Source organism: Flavobacterium sp. J49 (assembly GCF_011742145.1).
Lineage (GTDB): Bacteria > Bacteroidota > Bacteroidia > Flavobacteriales > Flavobacteriaceae > Flavobacterium.
This window is the reverse complement of the sequence record NZ_JAAQQU010000105.1, coordinates 298,654-318,911: the sequence shown is the minus strand read 5'-3', so window position 1 is coordinate 318,911 and position 20,258 is coordinate 298,654. Positions and strand designations below refer to the sequence as shown.

At 38.6% G+C, this 20,258-nt stretch carries 20 protein-coding genes; 9 read left to right on the top strand and 11 right to left on the bottom strand.

The features are described 5' to 3' along the window. Positions 1-124 precede the first annotated feature (124 nt). Genes HA632_RS12225 through HA632_RS12210 form a run of 4 tightly spaced genes read right to left on the bottom strand, consistent with a single transcriptional unit; the run spans position 125 to position 3,473 of the window. On the bottom strand, positions 125-970 hold the full coding sequence (locus tag HA632_RS12225; RefSeq protein WP_176307477.1) for an alpha/beta fold hydrolase: 846 nt from the start codon (positions 968-970) through the stop codon (positions 125-127). 31 nt (positions 971-1,001) lie between these two features. Beyond that, the gene (locus HA632_RS12220) at positions 1,002-1,781 is read right to left on the bottom strand and encodes a zinc ribbon domain-containing protein (RefSeq protein WP_176307476.1); all 780 of its coding nucleotides are present in this window, start codon (positions 1,779-1,781) and stop codon (positions 1,002-1,004) included. Positions 1,782-1,784: 3 nt separating this feature from the next. Then, positions 1,785-2,879 (bottom strand): Nif3-like dinuclear metal center hexameric protein, encoded by a 1,095-nt coding sequence (locus HA632_RS12215; RefSeq protein ID WP_176307475.1) that lies wholly within the window; start codon positions 2,877-2,879, stop codon positions 1,785-1,787. Between the two features lie 24 nt (positions 2,880-2,903). After that, positions 2,904-3,473 (bottom strand): hypothetical protein, encoded by a 570-nt coding sequence (locus tag HA632_RS12210; protein ID WP_176307474.1) that lies wholly within the window; start codon positions 3,471-3,473, stop codon positions 2,904-2,906. 57 nt (positions 3,474-3,530) lie between these two features. Between HA632_RS12210 and lpxK the strand changes: the two genes are divergently transcribed. Next, a complete protein-coding gene (gene lpxK / locus HA632_RS12205; protein WP_176307473.1) occupies positions 3,531-4,550 on the top strand; it encodes a tetraacyldisaccharide 4'-kinase in 1,020 nt (339 codons plus the stop codon). Next, positions 4,522-5,334 carry a purine-nucleoside phosphorylase gene (locus HA632_RS12200; protein WP_176307472.1) on the top strand — a complete coding sequence of 271 codons (813 nt, stop codon included), beginning with the start codon at positions 4,522-4,524 and terminating at the stop codon, positions 5,332-5,334. Before lpxK ends, HA632_RS12200 begins: the two co-directional genes overlap by 29 nt. Here HA632_RS12200 and HA632_RS12195 read toward each other — a convergent pair. The 6 genes from HA632_RS12195 to HA632_RS12170 form a co-directional block, all read right to left on the bottom strand. Further along, the gene (locus HA632_RS12195; RefSeq protein WP_176307471.1) at positions 5,331-7,499 is read right to left on the bottom strand and encodes an ATP-binding protein; all 2,169 of its coding nucleotides are present in this window, start codon (positions 7,497-7,499) and stop codon (positions 5,331-5,333) included. The two genes, HA632_RS12200 and HA632_RS12195, sit on opposite strands and share 4 nt — an antisense overlap. A 46-nt stretch (positions 7,500-7,545) precedes the next feature. Continuing rightward, positions 7,546-8,541 carry a type I glyceraldehyde-3-phosphate dehydrogenase gene (gene gap, locus HA632_RS12190; protein WP_176307470.1) on the bottom strand — a complete coding sequence of 332 codons (996 nt, stop codon included), beginning with the start codon at positions 8,539-8,541 and terminating at the stop codon, positions 7,546-7,548. Next, a complete protein-coding gene (locus HA632_RS12185; RefSeq protein WP_176307469.1) occupies positions 8,534-9,409 on the bottom strand; it encodes a cation diffusion facilitator family transporter in 876 nt (291 codons plus the stop codon). Before HA632_RS12185 ends, gap begins: the two co-directional genes overlap by 8 nt. A 6-nt stretch (positions 9,410-9,415) precedes the next feature. Then, entirely contained in the window at positions 9,416-10,285 is an 870-nt protein-coding gene (lipA, locus tag HA632_RS12180) for a lipoyl synthase (protein WP_176307468.1), read from the bottom strand. A 93-nt stretch (positions 10,286-10,378) separates the two neighbouring features. Further along, the gene (locus HA632_RS12175) at positions 10,379-10,876 is read right to left on the bottom strand and encodes a hypothetical protein (RefSeq protein WP_176307467.1); all 498 of its coding nucleotides are present in this window, start codon (positions 10,874-10,876) and stop codon (positions 10,379-10,381) included. A gap of 25 nt (positions 10,877-10,901) precedes the next feature. Beyond that, entirely contained in the window at positions 10,902-12,146 is a 1,245-nt protein-coding gene (locus tag HA632_RS12170; RefSeq protein ID WP_176307466.1) for an MFS transporter, read from the bottom strand. A gap of 144 nt (positions 12,147-12,290) precedes the next feature. Here HA632_RS12170 and ygiD point away from each other — a divergent pair, with 144 nt between their 5' ends. Next, a complete protein-coding gene (gene ygiD, locus HA632_RS12165; RefSeq protein WP_176307465.1) occupies positions 12,291-13,169 on the top strand; it encodes a 4,5-DOPA dioxygenase extradiol in 879 nt (292 codons plus the stop codon). A 34-nt stretch (positions 13,170-13,203) separates the two neighbouring features. Here ygiD and HA632_RS12160 read toward each other — a convergent pair whose 3' ends face one another. Continuing rightward, a complete protein-coding gene (locus tag HA632_RS12160; protein ID WP_176307464.1) occupies positions 13,204-14,295 on the bottom strand; it encodes a C1 family peptidase in 1,092 nt (363 codons plus the stop codon). Positions 14,296-14,420: 125 nt separating this feature from the next. Between HA632_RS12160 and HA632_RS12155 the strand changes: the two genes are divergently transcribed. From HA632_RS12155 to HA632_RS12130, 6 genes are all read left to right on the top strand, one after another. Then, positions 14,421-15,263 carry a 1,4-dihydroxy-2-naphthoyl-CoA synthase gene (locus tag HA632_RS12155; RefSeq protein ID WP_176307463.1) on the top strand — a complete coding sequence of 281 codons (843 nt, stop codon included), beginning with the start codon at positions 14,421-14,423 and terminating at the stop codon, positions 15,261-15,263. 75 nt (positions 15,264-15,338) lie between these two features. Continuing rightward, positions 15,339-15,854, top strand: coding sequence for a PH domain-containing protein (locus tag HA632_RS12150; protein WP_176307462.1), 516 nt, complete (start codon positions 15,339-15,341; stop codon positions 15,852-15,854). Continuing rightward, positions 15,854-17,356, top strand: coding sequence for a PH domain-containing protein (locus HA632_RS12145; protein WP_176307461.1), 1,503 nt, complete (start codon positions 15,854-15,856; stop codon positions 17,354-17,356). Before HA632_RS12150 ends, HA632_RS12145 begins: the two co-directional genes overlap by 1 nt. Before the next feature lie 16 nt (positions 17,357-17,372). After that, a complete protein-coding gene (menA, locus tag HA632_RS12140) occupies positions 17,373-18,296 on the top strand; it encodes a 1,4-dihydroxy-2-naphthoate octaprenyltransferase (RefSeq protein WP_176307460.1) in 924 nt (307 codons plus the stop codon). Between the two features lie 15 nt (positions 18,297-18,311). Continuing rightward, positions 18,312-18,989: a metal-dependent hydrolase gene (locus HA632_RS12135; RefSeq protein ID WP_176307459.1), complete on the top strand. Its 678-nt coding sequence runs from the start codon at positions 18,312-18,314 to the stop codon at positions 18,987-18,989. Positions 18,990-19,057: 68 nt separating this feature from the next. Next, positions 19,058-20,257, top strand: a complete 1,200-nt coding sequence (locus tag HA632_RS12130; protein WP_176307458.1) for a hypothetical protein — start codon at positions 19,058-19,060, stop codon at positions 20,255-20,257. Position 20,258: the final 1 nt, after the last annotated feature.

The following is a 20,258-nucleotide window of genomic DNA, read 5'->3' as shown; positions in this document are numbered from 1 at the left end:
GACGACTTGAGCGTAAGCGACAGCCGAAGGAAACAAAAAGTATCGAGAACAAGAAAAAGATACTGCGAAAAGCGGGAATCTGCCAGCCGGCAGGCAGGAATGGACAACAAGTAAGCGCGAGCCTTTACGCTTCGGCAATGAAATCGACTATTTTTTGATACAACTCTTTGTCGTGCATGCTATGACCTAACCCTTGGGTTTCGATATAAGTGGCATTTTTCCAAGCAGAAGCATAATTTCGGCCTTCTTCTACGAGGATTACGTTATCGTGAATATCGTGGGCGATGATGGCTTTTTGGTGAAAGTTTTGGGCAAACAGATGTCCGGCAAAATCATTGATGTGGATATCGAATTTTTCCTGATAATGTTGTTCCAAAAGGTTTTTCATTTTGTTGTTCAGACTCAGAATTTCGACAAAGTTGTCGCTGATTTTTTTGAAGCTTGAGGGCGCGCCGAGCAGTACGATTTTTTCGATGTGGTCGTTGGGGTATTTGTGTAAATAATAGGTAATGGCCGCACCACCGATGGAATGCCCGATGAGTGTTTTAGGGTTGTACTTTTGGGCCAAAGTGTGGATGAATTCGGCATAACGAGGCGCATTGAATTCTTTTCCGGAGCTCAATCCGTGACCCGGTGCATCAATAGCGATGATGGTTTTGCCTAAGGGTTTTAGGTGATTCAATAACTTTTTCCAACGCGAGGCATTGCTTTCCCAGCCGTGGAGCAACAAGATAATCTCTTCGGAACCCTTCCAGATGTAGGTTTGAAAATCTTCACCGTCGTAATGCAAGGTTTCTTGTTGGGCGTTTTGTAAAGTTTTGGGCAGCTTACCGGTTTTGATTTTTCCTTTTCGGGGTTGGCTGAAAATGGCGTAGGCGATTTGTTTGGCCTTTTCCGGATGGAAATAGCTGATGAGGTTGATGTATAAACCAACCGATTTTGTGATCAAGAAGTATTGGATTTTCTTCATAAAAAAATCCCGAGCGAGTCGGGATTCATTATTATAGGTGAGCAAATAATTTTTGCATTTTTTCTCTTTCTTCTTCGGCCAATGAGGCATCTACTAAGATTCTTCCCGAGTGCTCATCGGTGATGATTTTTTTACGGGCTGCAATTTCAACCTGTGTTTGTGGCGGAATCGTAAAGAATGAACCTGCCGAAGCACCACGCTCAATTGATACTACTGCTAAACCGTTGCGAACACTTGAACGGATTCTTTTGTAAGCTGCCAATAATCTCTCTTCGATTTGCGCTTCAAACTCGGCTGATTTTTCCATTAAGAAGTTTTCTTCTTTTTGGGTTTCGGCCATGATGTCGTTCAACTCTGCTTTTTTGTGTTTTAAGTGAGAAGATTTTTGGTCTAATTTTTCTTTAGAACTGGCAATCACTTCTTTTTTGTGTTCGATAGAAGCTTTTAGTTCTTTAATTTGTTTTTCAGCCAATTGGATTTCCAATTCCTGGAACTCTACTTCTTTAGTCAAAGAGTTGAATTCTCTGTTGTTACGAACATTTTTTTGTTGCTCGGTGTATTTTTTGATGGCCGCTTGATGCTCTTCGATGGCACTTTTTTTAGTTTTAATTTGGTCTTCAATGGTAACCAAATCGCTTTTTAATTTATCTAAACGAGTGCTCAAACCAGTAACTTCATCTTCTAAATCTTCCACTTCTAAAGGTAATTCTCCTCTAACGTTTCTGATTTCATCAATTCTTGTATCTATGATTTGTAAGTCGTAGATAGCTCTTAATTTGTCTTCAACACTTAGTTCTTTTGTAGTCGCCATATTTTATAAGTACTTAACTGGATTTGTATTTTCTTCCGAAAAAATGATGGCAAAATTAAGGATTTTTTTCTTAAGAAAATCAACAATATAATTTTTTGTAAATCTTTCGCTTTCAAAGTGCCCGATGTCGGCTAAAACCAGTTGGTTTTCGGCTTCATAAAAGTTATGGTATTTCAAATCAGCCGTAAGGAAAATATCGGCTCCGGCTTGTTTGGCATTTGGGATAGCAAAGCTTCCCGATCCGCCAAGTACGGCTACTTTTTTGATTGATTGGCCTAATAAAGCGCTGTGGCGAATACCGCCGCATTGCATTTTATCTTTGACAAAAGCTAAGAAATCTGCTTCGCTCATGGGTTTATCTAGTTCGCCTATCATTCCCAAGCCTATATTTTGGTGTTGATTTTGGAGCTCGTAAATTTCGTAAGCGACTTCTTCATATACATGATTGGAGAATAGTGCTTTGAGTACTTTGGACTGCAGATGTTTTTCAAAAGTCACTTCGATTTTGATTTCCTCATTCTCTACAAATTCGAAGCGTTCACCAACCTCGGGATTGCTGTCTTCGTTACCCATATAAGTGCCGATACCTTTGGAGTTAAAACTGCAATCTTCATAGTTGCCGATTTTTCCGGCTCCGGCGTCGAACAAGGCGTTGCGTAGGGTTTCTACATTTTCGGGAATTGTATAAGTAACGAGTTTTTGAATAAAGTTTTTCTTGGGCACCAAAATTTTGGTTTGGGTCAAGCCCAAAGCATCGCAGAAGATTTTATTCACCCCGTGTTTGTGATTGTCCAAAGCCGTATGAACCGCATAAATGGCAATATCGTTTTTGATGGCTTTGAGTACGGTGCGCTCGACATAATTTTTGCCCGTAATTTTCTTCAATCCTGAAAAGATAATAGGATGGAAGCAAACGACAAAGTTGCATTTTTTAGCAATGGCTTCTTCGATTACGCTTTCCAAAGCATCGTGGCAAACTAAGATTCCGGTCGCTTCGGCATCGGCATCACCAACCAACAAGCCAACATTGTCAAAATCTTCGGCATAGGCCAAAGGCGCCATTTCTTCTAAAACTGAGAGTATTTCTTTTATTTTCATATTGTTTTTCTAACTGAGCACTAATTAAGTTGCCCATTCGTTTAAGTATTCTTTAATTAACCATTCGTTATTGACTTTTTCGAGCAATAAAAATCGGCCGCTGTTGTGTTCGATGCTTCGGTAGAATGCCACTTTTACTAAAGCGTATTGGTTTTTGGCAAAGTAAATCGGCTTGTTAACGATGAGCAAACGTTGGTTGTTTTCGCCATATTGTTTGGAGACTTTTTGAAATTCTTCGAGCGACAAACAGGTATTGACTTTACTTTTTAAATACTGATTTTGGTTGTCAAATAACAGGTTGTATTCTTTAGACCAATCTTCATTAATGTCGATTACAATTTGTTTTTTGATTTCGGTGTTGTGTTTTTTCAGCAATTCATTTCCCGCAATGACTTCCAAAACTTCTTCGTTGTTGGGCGCTTTGTTGCAATAAAAACTCAGGAGCTGCAATCTGTTTTTGGCGATTACTTTTTCGTTCTTGTAGTATTTGGTAAAAATGATTTTGAGTATAGCCGTATTGTCTGTTTCTTGAGAAAAAGAGAATGAGGTGAGGAACAGAAACCCTAAGAGAAAATGCAGGCTGTGTAGTTTCATTAGTTATTGGAACTGTAATATTTTCATTCAAAGATAAAAAATCGTTACTTTCGTACTATGATTTTGTTGCGAAAATTACTTTTCCCTTTGGCCATACTGTATGGCTTTATCACTGCTGTTAGAAATTATCTTTACGATAAAGGTATACTAAAATCGTATTCTTTCGACATTCCGATTATTGCTGTTGGAAATCTAAGCGTTGGCGGAACCGGTAAAACACCTCAGATTGAGTACTTGATTCGGTTACTTTCTCCTCATTATAAAGTGGCGACTTTGAGTCGCGGCTACAAAAGAAAATCGAAGGGTTTTATTTTGGCGGATGCCAATACCAATGCGGCAATCCTTGGTGATGAACCGTTTCAATATTTCCATAAATTTCCGCAAGTTCAAGTGGCTGTAGATGCTGACAGACGAAACGGAATTACACAATTATTAGCCCAAAAAGACAAACCGGAAGTCATTTTACTGGATGATGCCTATCAACACCGAAAGGTAAAGGCAGGATTTTATATTCTCTTGACGGCTTATGGCGATTTGTTTTGCGATGATTATATGTTGCCAACAGGCAATCTTCGTGAGAGCCGAACCGGTGCCAAAAGAGCTCACATGATAATTGTCACCAAATGTCCGTCTGACATTACCGAACTTGCACAGGAAAATATCAAAAAGAAGATTGGGTTGAATGTGCCTGTTTTCTTTAGCCGTGTAGAGTATGATGGTAAGGTTTATAATGAGTCAGCCAATTTGGAAGTAACTGAAGTAAAATCTAAAGAAAAATTATTATTGGCCGGAATTGCCAAGCCAAAACCGTTTTTTGATTTTTTGCAATCCGGAAGTGATGTAGTGATGACTTTTCCGGACCACCATCATTTTAGCGAAGGCGATATTTCAAACATTAAAAGTCAGGCAAACGAAAAAATTATCGTGACAACCGAAAAGGATTTTGTACGTTTGCAGGCTGCAAATTTAGCAGCACAGTTATATTATTTACCAATAAAAAGTGAGCTGATAAACCACAGCAATACTTTTGACCAAACTATTTTAGACTATGTGGGAACTAGTACAAGAAACCGTTAATTATATAAAGGGGAAAACCAACTTTACGCCGGAATACGGTGTGATTTTAGGTTCCGGATTGGGTAGTTTTACCGATGATATCAAAGTGGAATTCACTTTGCCGTATAACGAAATCCCCAATTTTCCGGTTTCAACCGTTGAAGGACATAAAGGCGCTTTGGTCTTTGGCACCATAGGCAATAAAAAAGTCGTGGCCATGCAAGGCAGATTTCATTATTATGAGGGTTATTCAATGCAGGAAGTTACGTTTCCGGTGAGAGTAATGAAATATATAGGAGTAACCAAATTGGTTGTTTCCAATGCATCTGGTGGTGTGAATCCAAATTATAAAGTAGGTTCTATTGCCATTATTACCGATCACATCAATATGATGCCCGAACATCCTTTAAGAGGGAAAAACGATAGCCGTTTCGGACCGCGTTTTGTCAATATGAGCGAGCCTTACAGCCCGAAAATGATAGCCAAGATTAAAGAAATTGCCAAAGCTTCTGATATTGAAGTGCATGATGGGGTTTATCTTGGTTTACAAGGGCCAACTTTTGAAACCTTACACGAATACAAAATGGTCAAAGTGCTTGGTGCAGATTGTGTCGGAATGTCAACCGTTCCCGAAGTAATTGTAGCGCGTCACATGGAATTAGAGACTTTCGGTATTTCGGTGATTACGGATATTGGCAGTGAAGAACACTTGGAAAGTATTACCCATGAAGAAGTTTTAAAAGCCGCTAGAGGTGCCGAACCTAAAGTCAGACATTTGATTAAAGAACTTATTCTTCAATATTAAACCAAGTTCATCGCAATTACCCGATAGAAATTTTCCGGTTCAAATGGTTTGGTGATGACATCAGTCATTCCGAAGGACAAAAGTATTTCTCTGTTTTCATTTAATGAAATTGCAGTTAAGGCTATAATAGGTGTTTTGGTATTGAATTCGCGAATGTTTTGGGTGGCAATAGTCCCGTTGATTCCCGGTAAATGGACATCCATTAAAACCAAGTCGAAATCATTTGCCGCTTTCATTACCTCAATGGCTTCTTCTCCATTGTCGATAATTTTACACTTCATGCCTTTGTTTTCGAGCATTTTCTTGGTAACCATTTGATTGATTTTGTTGTCTTCCACTACCAAAATATTTTTATCAATCAATACCGCATCGGAGTAAGGTTTTGGCTTTTCAGGTTTTATTTCTTTTGATCCATTGAGCAAGTTGAGTTCAAAGGCAAAACAAGTTCCAACGCCGACTTCACTTTTCAATCCGATTTCTCCGCCTAACAAGTCCACCAGTTTTTTTACGATGGTCAAGCCTAATCCGGTTCCGCCGTACTTTCGGTTGATTTCGATGGAACCTTGTGAAAAACTGTCAAAAATGGTTTCCTGTTTTTCTTCCGGAATTCCGATTCCGGTGTCGTTGATGGCAAAATTTATTCGGGAAAAATCATTGCCACTTTCAACCAATTGAGCTATAACAGTCACTTCACCGTTTTGGGTAAACTTCAAAGCGTTATTGATTAAATTGATAAAGATTTGGGAAAGTTTGGTCGGGTCGCCCAATAAGACTTCCGGTATGTTTTGGTCAATCTCCAAAGTGAATTTGTTGTTGTTTTTGGAAGCAATTTCAGTCATCGAATTTTGAATGTCGAGCAACAATTTTTTCAGATTAAAATCGATGTATTCAATTTCAATATTACTGGAGTCAATACGGTTGATTTCCAGGATTTCATTGATAAAAGTCAACAGGTAATTTCCGGAAAATTTTAACGAATTCAGATAATGCAATTGGGTTTGTTTCGGATTGTCTTCAATGAGTAAATGAGTAATTCCGTTGATTGCATTAAGTGGTGTTCTGAGTTCGTGACTGACGGTGGAAAGGAATTCAGCTCTGGCTTTAGACGCTTTTTCTGCTTTTTCTTTGGCGATTTGTAGTTCCAGATTTTTTTCTTTCAAAAGGTCATTTGACCTTGTTCTGATGATGTTGTTTTTGTACAATGACAAACTCAAGAGCGATAAAATTGAGATTAGAGAAATGGCCAGTATACTAATCAACTTTACGAACCTGTTGGTTCTTTTTTGGGCTTCACTTTCTTTGGTCATTTGTTCGATGGCCTTCATGCGCTCACTTTCCTTGAATTCCTGATAATCATTGGCGTCAAGCTTTTGTTGGCTTGCCTCAAACAGACTGTCTTTTAAGGTTAAATGCTCTTTCAAATATGCATGGGATTTTTTTAAATCTAAAAGTTTCTCATTGGTTCTGCTCAACGATAGTAAAATAGCTGCTTTTTGGTCTAAGTTTTTACTTCGGTTGTTTAATGCCAAGGCGCGATTGTAATAATTTAATGCTAAATTGTTGTGGTTCAGGTTTTCTTCTATGGTACCCAATTGATACAACGCTTCGGCTTTGGTTTTGTAAATGTCTTCAATATCAGGTTTTGAGACAATTTGATTGAATAATTTTGCAGCCAATTCGGTTTTGCCTTTGGCTTTGTACAATATTCCTTTTTGAAGTTTTAATGGTTCAGATGCATCAATTCTTAAAATATTATATACGGCTTGCGCTTTGTTAAAATTGTGTTCGGCTTTTGGAAAATCATCCATATTCATGTAACACATTCCCATGTTATAATAGCAAATGGCTTGTTGGCTGGTTGGTTGAATAGTGCTCAATAAAGCTGCACATTTAGAAAAAAAGTCAACGGCATCTTCGTATTTCTTCAGTTCGAAATAAGTTGAACCCAAAGAATATAAAGCATCAGATTTTTGTTTGGTATTTCCTTTTAATTGGGCATAGTTTATCGCCTTTTGAGAAAAGTAAAGTGACGATTTGTAGTTGTTGATTTTTTTGTTGAAATTGGCTAAGTCAATGTAATACGTTATACTGTCAGAAGAGACAGCAGCTTTTCGTTGTCCGAAACTATAGGTTTGAAATAGTAATAATAGCAATAACCATCTCATAAATTTGCAGGATTTTATAGGATTCAGGGCTATAAATGTAGCGAATTTATTTTTTTAACAAAATTATTAGATCAATAATTCGGGAAGAATAGCCTATTTCGTTGTCGTACCAACCCACGACTTTTACCATTTTATCAATCACAGAGGTCAGTTGCGCATCAAACAGACAAGAGTTTTGGTTGCCTAAAATGTCAACGGAAACAATAGGATCTTCGGTATAAGCCAGAATTCCCTTCAACTTGGTTTCTGAGGCTGTTTTGAAAGCGCTATTGATTTGTTCAATAGTCACTTGTTTTTTGACATAGCAGGTAATGTCTGTTAAGGAACCATCGGGCACCGGGACACGAATGCCACTGCCACCGATTTTGCCTTCCATTTCGGGAAAAATTTTGGTTAGTGCTTTAGCGGCACCGGTTGTGGTTGGGACAATCGACTGACTGGCACCACGTGCCCGCCTCAAATCTTTATGGGGTTGGTCATGCAGACTTTGATCCGTAGTGTAGGAGTGAACAGTGGTAATATAAGCTTGTTCAATGCCACACAATTCGTTGATTACTTTAATCATCGGTGCAGCATTATTGGTGGTACAACTGGCGTTGGAAACGATTAATTCTGTACCGTCAAGAATATTTTCGTTTACTCCTAAAACTACAGTTTTGATCTCCGGCACTTCGCTCGGTGCGGAAAGAATCACTCTTTTGGCTCCGGACAATATATGTTGATTGATGTCTTCAAAGGTTTTGTATTTGCCGGTACATTCCACCACAAAATCAATATCGTTCCACTGGAGTTTGCTGATTTCTTTTTCGTGAAAAAAGACATAATGTGTTCCGTTTACAATAATGGAATCCTCATCAAATGAAACGTCATAAGGCAAAACGCCGTGTATGCTGTCGTATTTGATTAAATGCGCCATCGTGCGATTGTCGGCAATGTCATTGATGGCGACTACTTCAATTGAGGGATGGTTTAAAAGCAAACGGAATACATTTCTCCCGATTCTTCCGAAACCGTTGATGGCAATTTTTGTTTTGTTATTCATTGGGTTCAATATGGATCAAAACATGTCCCAGTTGTGGGATTTCTTTTCGTAAAGTATCTTTAAGTAAATGCGCAATATCGTGTCCTTCTTTTACGGTAATGTTGGCTTCAACCGTCGCATGGAGGTCAACGTGGTATTTCATGCCTGCCTTTCTGATGAAACATTTTTCGGTATCAATCACGCCTTGCACTTGATGGGAAACTTTTCGGATGTCCAGAATTAAATCATCATACAAATGCTCATCCATAATTTCGCCCAAAGCCGGTCTGAAAATCAAATAACTGTTGTATAAAATAAATCCGGAAGCAAAAAGTGCCGCCCAATCATCGGCCGATTCGTATCCTTTACCCAAAACTATCGCAATAGAAATCCCGATAAATGCAGCTATTGAGGTGATGGCATCGCTTCGGTGGTGCCAAGCATCTGCTTTTAGGGAAGAGCTGTTGGTTTCTATGCCTTTTTTCATCACCATTCTAAAAGAGAATTCTTTCCAAAGAATGATGACGCCTAAAACAAGTAACGTCCAAGATTTTGGTGCTTCATGAGGAGTGTTGATATTTATTACACTTTCATAAGCAATAATGGTAGCGGAAGTAATTAAAAAACCAACTACTATAAAAGTGATCAAGGGTTCGGCACGACCATGACCATAGGGATGATTGTCATCGGCGGGTTTGTTGGAATATTTTAAGCCAAAAAGAACCAAAAATGAAGAAAAAATATCGGTAGTCGATTCAATAGCATCAGCAATCAAGGCATAGGAGTTGCCAAAAATACCGGCCAATCCTTTAATTAAAGCCAAACTAATGTTGCCGATAAGGCTAAAATAGGTTGCTTTTACCGCTGATTCTTGATGGGTAAGTTCCATTTGCAATTATAAAATATGTTTTTCCGCATGGTAGGACGAACGCACCAAAGCACCGCTTTCCACATGTCGGAAGCCCATTTCTTTGCCTATTTTTTCGTATTTTTCAAACTGCTCCGGTGTGATGAATTCTTTTACCGGCAAGTGTTTTTTGCTGGGTTGTAAATACTGACCGATAGTAACGATATCGACATCGTTATCTCTTAAGTCACGCATGGTTTGAATAACTTCTTCTTCGGTTTCACCCAAGCCGAGCATGATACCCGATTTGGTTCTGCGGATGCCTTGTTGTTTTAAGTATTTCAATACGGCCAAACTTCGGTCGTATTTGGCTTGAATTCTAACTTCACGAGTTAATCTGCGTACAGTTTCAACATTATGAGAAACTACTTCAGGATTCGCTTCAACGATTCTGTCAATAATTCTTTCTACGCCTTGAAAATCGGGAATTAGGGTTTCTAAAGTGGTTTCCGGATTCATTCTGCGAATGGCTTGCACAGTTTCAAACCAAATAATCGAGCCCATATCCTTCAAATCATCACGGTCAACACTGGTGATTACCGCATGTTTGATTTTCATGATTTTTATCGAGCGCGCTACTTTTTCAGGTTCATCCCAATCTACGGTTTCCGGTCTGCCGGTTTTAACGCCGCAAAAACCACATGACCGTGTACAGATATTCCCCAAAATCATAAAGGTAGCAGTGCCTTCACCCCAACATTCGCCCATATTAGGACAACTGCCCGAAGTACAGATGGTGTTAAGCTTATATTTGTCAACCAAACCGCGAAGTTCGGTGTATTTTTGACCGATAGGCAGTTTGACTTTTAGCCATTTGGGTTTACCGACCGGTTGGTTGCTTTCTAGTAGTGATTCCATAATTGCAATTTGCGAAGTGCAAAGATACAAAGGTTGGATTTAGAATACAGAATTTTAGATTCCAAAATTGTTGTTAAAATGAATTGTTTCGTATTACTTTTTTACCCATACAATTGGTGTTTCTGTTTCTTTGATGCCATTAATCATTACCGATTTAATTTTGTTAAAATCATAATCTTCTTCTCGGGCTAAAAACAATTGATATGTTAACCCAAAGCAGCAACCACAGGAACAATATCCGCCATAGCTGTGGTATATTAAATTTAGAACGTTGTCTTTAGTGACTTCGATTTCCCCTAGAAAGTCAGCACAACAGTTGGCATTAATAGTAATATCAACAACCATAGTAGTGTCATTTTTGACTTCAACAAAATTGATTTTTGTGGGTACTGTCTTCTCTGAACTTGAGTTTAAGCATTCGGATTTCAGCAATTTTTCCAAAAATAGGCCATGCAACCATCTTGATTCCATGTTTTTTTCACTGGCCGTTAAAACAGTTGTGCCAATTAATTTATTTCCGCTTTCGTCTGATTGCGCATTACAGAAAGAAGCGATTAATAGTAAAAAGAGGTTGTAATGTAAAAGCTTCATAGTGTTTTGGGTTAAATAGTTAAAATCACTCCACAAAATCCATGTGTCGGTTATGCGTTTCGCTGATGGTTAAAGTTGAATAAATACCCAAGGCAAAAGCTATCAAACCAACAACAGCAGCCGAAACAATAACCGAATTGGTTTGCTTCAAATAGTCGAATCCTATTAACATGATGGGTACTGTACCTCGAACCATATTGGGCACACTGGTTGTGGCCGTACTTCGCATATTAGTGCCGAATTGTTCTGCAGAAACCGTAACAAACATCGCCCAAAAACCGCAACCTAATCCAATCCAACCACAATAAAAATAATACATGTTTTCGGTTTTATGACCGCTAAAAAGGAGCAAGGCCACGCCAACCAAAGTAAACAACAACATATAAAGGATGGTTTTTTTACGCGAATGCAAAGCGTGTGAAATAAAACCGCTGGAAAAATCACCAACCGAAGTCAATATATAAGCCCACATAATCGCTTTTCCCGGGTCGATGGAAGTAATGCCCATTTCGGGAGCAAATTGATTGGCCATAAAAACTAAAATCCCAATGCAATACCAGATGGGAACGCCAATCAGGATGCATTTCAAATATTTGACAAAAAGTACTTTGTTGGTAAAAAAGGCAAGAAAATCACCCCTTTTCACGGAAGTATTTTTTTTGACAGATTGGTACATACCGCTTTCAGCTACACTGATTCGGAGAACTAATAACATCAAACCCAATCCGCCGCCAATGAAATATGCGGTAGTCCAACTACCGGCTAATTCTACTGTAAATTGCGCTACAACAGCACCTAATACTCCAAATCCGGCTATAATGGAAGTTCCGATGGCTCGCAACTCTTTGGGTAAAGTTTCGGAAACCAAAGTAATTCCGGCACCTAATTCTCCGGCCAATCCGATTCCGGCGATAAAGCGCAACCAAGCGTAAATTAAGCCTTTATCAGCAAAATCCATCTGAGGCAAAAAGCCACAAGCAATATTGGCTAAGGAATAAACGATGATTGAGCCAAACAATACAGAAAGTCTCCCTTTTTTATCCCCAAAAACACCCCAGATAATACCACCCAAGACCAATCCAACCATCTGGTAATTGATAATCATCGTGCCCACCGTATCGGCATCTAAGTTCATATCGTTCAAACTGGGAATGCGAACAATGCCAAAGAGCAACAAATCATAAATATCCACAAAATAGCCTAACGAGGCAATAATTACAGGAAAACCAAGCAGGTGTTTTAACTTCTCTTTTCGGGTAAATTGTTGCATGTACGGGTTTTTAACATTAACAATCAAATATATAAGTTTTTTGTTGTGCACAATCCTTATTTTGTTTTAGCTGTTAAATTTTTTACAATAGGGTTTGTTTGTGAATAAATTGAAGTAAATTTGTATATACAAATGTTGCATGATATGAAGCGCAGTAATTTTATAAAATTAGCAATAGGAGGAACGACAATGATGGCATTAAACCCTTTATACAATTGGTCAAAAGACCTAAAAGAAACCGATACTAAACTTCCGGTTTTGTTCATCGGTCACGGTTCGCCTATGAATGGCATTGAGGATAATGAGTTTTCAAGAACCTGGACACAATACGGAAAAGAAATCCCCAAACCCAAAGCAGTTTTGGTGGTTTCAGCCCATTGGTTAACCAATGGAACGCATATAACCGCTATGGAAAATCCGAAAACCATTCACGATTTTGGAGGGTTTCCACAAGCTTTATTTGATGTGCAATATCCGGCCAAAGGTAGTCCGGAATTGGCGTTTGAAACTTCAAAGTTAATCACATCGGCCCAAGTGGAACTCGACCACGATTGGGGTTTAGACCACGGAACTTGGACAGTCGTGCGACACATGTATCCCGAGGCAGATATTCCGGTGTTACAGTTGAGCATTGATTATAGTAAGCCGCCACAATACCATTACGATTTAGCCAAAGAATTGGCCTCGTTGCGCAAAAAAGGTGTTTTAATCATAGGCAGTGGCAACATGGTGCATAATTTAAGAATGGTGGCTTGGGATAAACTCAACGAACCCGAATTCGGTTACGATTGGGCGCATGAAATTAATGAGGTTTTTAAAAGCAAAATATCCTCAGGCGATGCCGAATCGTTGATTGCCTATGAAAAATTAGGCAGTGCGGCCAAATTGGCGATTCCAACACCGGACCATTATTACCCGTTGCTGTATACTTTGGGATTACAAGACAAAACAGATGTCGTAAGTTTCTTTAATGACAAAGCTGTCGGTGGTTCACTCACAATGACTTCGGTTAAAATAGGATAAATAAAAAAGGAAGCTTTTGGCTTCCTTTTAATTTTTATAATCCTAATGTTTTTTTAGTTTGCGGGAGCAAACCGTCTTTGTGGAGTAAAACTGAGATGGCTTTTAACTTCAAATAAGGAACACTCATGTACACAAAACCGTCTCGTCCTGATTGGGTTCCCCAAGAGTTTTTCACTTTGTAATAGATGTTTCCTTTTTGGTCTTTGGCTTTGCCTACGATGTGCATCAAATGGTCATCCATGGTATTGTAATTCTCAAATTCGGCCTGACGGAAATCCGCGGTAATCTTTTTTTCGGGTTTGATTTCATCTAAAATAGCCATAGCATCTTCTGTTTTTTCAGGAACAACCGCGATGCCTTTGGAACCGGAAAAAGTAGTTTCACTTACATCGCTATCTAAAGCAAGTGTAAAGCCATTGTCGATGGCATAATCAATATTTTGAACAAACTCCTCCAAAGACAAATTGTAAAAAGAGCCATTGGCAAAGTTGTCTGGAATATTCAATATAAATTTAGAATAAAAGGGTTCATGAGTAAAAGAAGTTATCGTAACATAATCATTCAAATCAATCTTATACTCCGCTGAAAATTTTTCAGCACTGATAGGCTTAACAGCATCGGCTTTGCCCATGTAATTGTCTAAAACGGCTTTGTAATCGGCTTTCCAGTTCGGGTATTTTGCCGGTGTTTCGGCTACAGCTTTTTTGAGAATTTCTTCTAATTCCGCCACCATTTTAGAGTGGTCGTATTTGTCATTAGGGTTTACTTTTCCGGAAAAATCACTTTGCAATGCAATACCATATTTTCGAGCACTATTGATGACATCATGATTCAAACCGCCTTCGCCGAATTGGGTTTTACCCTGGCGCATGACGTAATTATCTGCTTTGTCTAAGTAAATATTTCGCACATTGTACATTTCCGAGAGGTCTGCTTTATTGCCTTTCATGCGGATAATTTCGGCTTCCAGAAAAGAAGTGGTGGAAAAACTCCAACAAGTTCCGGTATTTTGTTGGGCAACTACCGGTGTAGCTTCGATGTCTTTAATGATTTGAAAATCATACTTTTGGGAAAAAGTATTTAAACTCAAAAATAATGCAGTAATGGTGATAAAAGTTTTATTCATAAGAATATGTTTGGTGATGAGGTTTAACTCAAAAAATGATTTATTTTTACGCTAAAATAATAGATTTTGTTTGCCGACAACTATTTTTAACTAAAATATAATAATCCCATAAAGCAAGTTTTGACATGAGCACTATCAATTGGATTACTGCCAAAGAATTTGAAGATATCACTTATAAAAAATGTGACGGCGTTGCCCGAATTGCATTCAACCGACCTAATGTACGCAATGCTTTTCGACCAAAAACAACCAGTGAGTTATACAATGCGTTTTACGACGCCATGGAAGATACTTCCATCGGAGTGGTTTTGCTTTCGGCTGAAGGGCCGAGTACCAAAGATGGTATTTGGTCATTTTGCAGCGGTGGCGATCAAAAAGCACGCGGTCATCAAGGTTATGTAGGCGAAGACGGTTACCATCGATTGAATATACTAGAAGTTCAGCGTTTAATTCGTTTTATGCCTAAAGTCGTGATTGCCGTAGTTCCGGGTTGGGCTGTTGGTGGCGGACACAGTTTGCACGTGGTGTGTGACCTGACATTAGCCAGTAAAGAACACGCCATTTTCAAACAAACCGATGCAGATGTAACGAGTTTTGATGGCGGTTACGGTTCGGCTTATTTGGCCAAAATGGTCGGACAGAAAAAAGCCCGTGAGATTTTCTTTTTAGGGCGAAATTATTCAGCACAAGAGGCGCATGATATGGGCATGGTGAACGCAGTGATTCCGCATGAGGAATTAGAAGATACCGCTTACCAATGGGCACAAGAAATTTTAGAGAAATCACCAACCTCTATAAAAATGTTGAAATTCGCGATGAATTTAACCGATGATGGCATGGTGGGTCAACAAGTTTTTGCCGGTGAAGCCACGCGTTTGGCTTATATGACCGATGAAGCTATAGAAGGACGAAATGCCTTTTTGGAAAAAAGAAAACCGAATTTCGGTAAAAACAAATGGATTCCATAAAATTAGTGTTCAGTTCTCAATCAAGTTGGGAATGACAGTTCAAATTTGATTTGTAAAATAATTCTTTAAAAGTATATGGAAAACTTTACCAATGAAACCATTGACACTAAAGCTTTGCCAAGGTTTGAAGCGGTTCAATTGTCACCCATCGATCCTAAATATTGGCAAGTGATTTTGATTAGTATTTTCGGCTTTTTCTTGTTGGGTTTGGCCATTATGGTTACTTTATTTTTTTTGGTGGAGGAAGAAGTGGAGTACAAACCGCTAATTTTTACGGCTTACGTTACAGTGTTTTTAATAGCTTTAATGTTGTCTCGAATCAGCTTCAAGAAAAAAGCCTATGCTTTCAGAAACCATGATGTGATTTTCAGAAGCGGTATTATCGCCACCAATACCATGGTTATTCCCTATAATCGTGTCCAACACGTAGCGCTGCACGAAGGTTTTATTGCGCGTTTTTTCGGCTTAGCCAAAGTGGAAATTTTCACTGCCGGCGGTGTTTCCAGCGATTTAGAGATTCCGGGAATTGCCAAAGAAGAAGCCGAAAACATCAAACAATTGTTGATGGGTAAAATTCAAAAGCAACTCTAATGGAAACCAATTTCAATCAGCCACAACGCCAGTCTTTGGTGGGTATTTTGGTGATTTTCCTCGAGATGATTTTCCAATTGCTCAAAGCCACGTGGCCGATTATAATCATCACTTTATTAAAAGCCGATTTTAAATCTAATTTAGTCGGGTTCCTGATTTTATTAGCTATAGCGGTTTATTTTGGCATTTATTCTTTTTTGAATTACCGAAATTTCACTTTCTACATCGATGAGGTAAACGAGGAGTTTATCATCAGCGAAGGCATTATCAATAAAACTAAAACGACGATTCAGCTCCATAAAATCCAACAGGTTAACATCAAACAAAATTTAATTCAAAGGTTAATTGGTGTTTATGCCTTAGATGTTGACACCGCCGGAAGTGACAAAAAAGAAGGCAATATCAAAGCCGTTTCACACAATTTGGCCTTGGCTTTAAAGTCCAAATTATTGGAGAATGAAGGTAAAAAAGTAGCCGTTTCAGAAGATGATATTGCAGCCGAAAAATCCGAATACAAAGCGATTCCGTTTCTTAAAATCAATTTGAACAGTTTGCTCAAAATCGGCATTACTTCCAACTATGTGAAAAGCGTCGGTTTGATTTTAACGTTCTTTTTTACCATTTATGAAAACCTTCATCAAGCCGGCGCAGAGGATGTAATCAGTACCGAAAAATTGGAAGGTTTTGTCGATAACAATTCGGTTTGGTATTCGGCACTGGTCTTTATCTTGATCATGTTCAGCGTTGTTTTTTTAATCAATATTTTGCGGACCATCATTAAGTTTTTCGATTACACGGTTACCAAGCAAAAAGGCTCGCTAATGTTGACTTACGGCTTAATCAATACCCAAAGTACGATATTGAAACCCGAGAAAGTGCAGATTGTTAAAGTCTCAAGTAACTATTTCCAAAAGAAACTCAACGTATTGGAAATCAAAATCAGACAAGCCATCAGTAACGAAAAGAAAGACAATAAATCGCTGATTGAAATTCCGGGTTGTAATACGACGGAACGCGATGAAATTTTAAAATTATTGTTCAAACAATTGCCTGAAAAAGGGGTGATGATGCAACCTAATTTCCGTAGACTGATTTTTTCCGTATTTATCATTATTGTATTACCTTTAGCAGGTTATTTTTTGTTCGGAAAATATGCGGAACCGATAGTGTTTGATTACGTTAATATTGCCGTTTTTTACACTGTTTTTATGTTGGTTTTGCTGTTTTTCGGATTCCGAAATTACCGTTTGTTTGTCAATGATAACCACATTATCAAACAAAGCGGCGCTTGGGATGTTGATCATGAAATTATTGAAATCGGTAAAATACAAGCCATCACGACTTCGCAGTTGTTTTGGCACAAAAACTTAAATATTGGTTCGCTAACCATGCACACTGCCGGTGGTAATATTACTTTTCATTTGGGCCAATTTGACAAAATAAACGAATATGTAAACCTTTGGCTGTATGAGATAGAAACCTCTAACAGGAATTGGATGTAAATAAATTAAAATTACTATGAAACACTGGATTGAAGCCGCGCGAGTTAGAACCTTACCACTTTCGGTATCGGGTATTATTGTTGGAAGTTTTTACGCCATGTCGCAAGGAATGTTCAACTGGAACATCGTTATTTTTGCGTTGCTGACCACTTTGGGGTTGCAAATTCTGTCCAATTTCGCCAATGATTACGGTGATGGGATAAAAGGAACGGATAACGAGGACAGAGTAGGCCCAAAACGTACCATTCAAAGCGGACTCATAACTCCGCAAGCGATGAAAAAAGCGATGGTGATTACGGCTTTAATTACTTTGACTTTTGCAGTTTTGCTCATCTATTTTGCTTTTAAAGAAAGTTATTTGCTGTATTCTTTTGTCTTTTTGATATTGGGTATTTTGGCGATTGCTTCTGCGATTCGCTATACGGTTGGTAAAGGCGCTTACGGTTACAGAGGTTACGGCGACTTGTTTGTGTTCATCTTCTTCGGATTGGTGAGTGCTTTCGGGGTTTACTTTATGTTCTCGAAAACCATTGATTGGTTGTTATTATTGCCTGCCACAGCCATTGGCTTCTTGAGTGTTGGTGTTTTAAATCTGAACAATATGCGAGATGAGGAAAGCGACAGAAAATCAGGAAAGAATACCATAGTGGTTAAAATGGGTGGTGCTGTCGCTAAAAAGTACCATTTCTTTTTGGTCATTTCGGCCATGATCTTGGTCTTGTTGTTTGCCTTTTTAAACAATTTTCACTTCGACCAATATATCTTTGTTGTAGCTTATTTTCCTTTGATAGGCCATTTGATTACCGTTTACAAAAATAAAAATCCTAAACTTTTAGACCCTGAATTGAAGAAACTAGCCATCAGCACTTTTTTGTTGTCGGTTCTTTTGGCCTTGTGCTTGATTTTCTTTATTTCAGATGTGGTCGTAAATTACGTTTAATTTAAATAGACAGTTATGAAAATTACCTTTTACGGACATGCTAGTATCGGCATTGAAGTCAGCGGAAAACACATTATAATCGATCCTTTTATAACGGGGAATCCCAAGGCAGAGCATATCGATATTAATAGCTTAAAAGCGGATTATATTCTTTTAACCCACGCGCACCAAGACCATATTCTTGATGTGGAAACCATTGCCAAAAACAACAATTCGATTATTGTTTCCAATTGGGAAATCGCGACCCATTACGGCAATAAAGGATTTCAATACCATCCGATGAATCACGGCGGAAGTTGGCAGTTTGATTTCGGTAAAGTAAAATATGTCAGCGCCATCCATTCGAGTTCGTTTCCCGACGGCAGTTACGGCGGAAATCCCGGCGGATTTGTGATTGAAGGTGAACACAAAAACATTTACATCTCAGGCGATACAGCTTTGACCATGGATATGAAACTGATTCCGATGCGTACCAAGTTGGATTTGGCTATATTTCCAATCGGGAACAATTTTACTATGGATGTGGAAGACGCCATTTTAGCCGCCGATTTTGTCGATTGCGATAAGATTTTAGGTTGTCATTATGATACTTTCGGTTTTATTGTCATCAACCACGACGAAGCCAAAAAGAAATTCTTCGACGCCGGAAAAGATTTAATGTTGTTGGACATCGGTCAAAGTATCAAACTCTAATTCAATCAACGCAAAAAAAAGAGTGTCCGTTTTGGCACTCTTCTTGTTTTAGAAACGAAAAACTTAGTATGAAATTTTCAATTTTAGGGTTGCTGTTGGTTTGTACCTCTTTGGCTTTTGCGCAGAGCAACGAAGGCTTTTGGGACAATATCCGAACCACAGACGAAACCCTCATTCTCGAAGCCGGAAAGCGCAAAGTCATCAAAACGAACGATTTTCCAAAAGGCACTACCGAAGTGGTTTATCGCATTTCGCTTTTGGATGACAATCAAAAAATAAGTTCGAGTTTGGTTTCTGTACTGAAAGCCATTCCGGATCCAACGGGAATTAGTCAAGGCGCTGCCGGAACGGTTTTTTTGCTCTCAACTATTTCCGGCGATGACAAGTGTAAGTTTGCCGTATTTACTAATGAAAACGACGCATTACAATACGAAAAAACCGGTGTCGCTAAAAATGCTTGTATTGTTCAAGACGAACCGGTGAATAAAGCGGCCAAACTCCTAACCGAAAAATCCAAATGTATGACTCCCGGTACTCAGAATCTCTGGTTTGGGTTTCAAAGTGACAATTGGGTGATGAAAGAAAAAATCGTTTTAGAAGTTGTGCCTTGGGTAAACTACAACTTGAGAAGCGGTTGGACCAATGAAAACAAGAAAGAAATTTTGGCTTTGGCTGAAAAGTTAGAAATCACTCAAAAAGTGACTAATAAGGACCTGTTTTTAGGGAATTTTTTGGAGGTTTTTATCGCAAAGTATACTTATGCGGAATATAAAAAGCTGTTAACTGCCGAAAAAGCTAAAGCTGTCGATACTATATCAGAAGAGAGTTTAGTCAACTCCGGACAATTAAACAGTTACTTGGAGCGACTCCGAAACGAAGCCCAAAAGCTTAATTTCAGCAGTAAATCGGATGATGCGGTTGCTAAAATTCAGAAAGAAATTATTGAAAAAAACAGAGCCACTGCTGCTGATTATGGTTTGATAGGCAGCTTGTATCTGTCTTCCAAACAGTTTGTAAAAGCGGAAACAGCTTATTTGAAAGCCATTTCCATGAATCCATCAGAGTTGAATTATCGATTGCAATTGGCCCATGTTTACACTTTGACTGATCGAATTGCAAAAGCTAAAGACATTCATAAAATGTATAGAGAGAACAATTTATCCAATAATACGAGTTGGATTGCTCAAACTTTTTACGATTTTCAAAAGTTCGAGGCCAATGGTATTTTGTCAAAAAACTTCATCAAAATTTTACGCTATTTAGATTAAA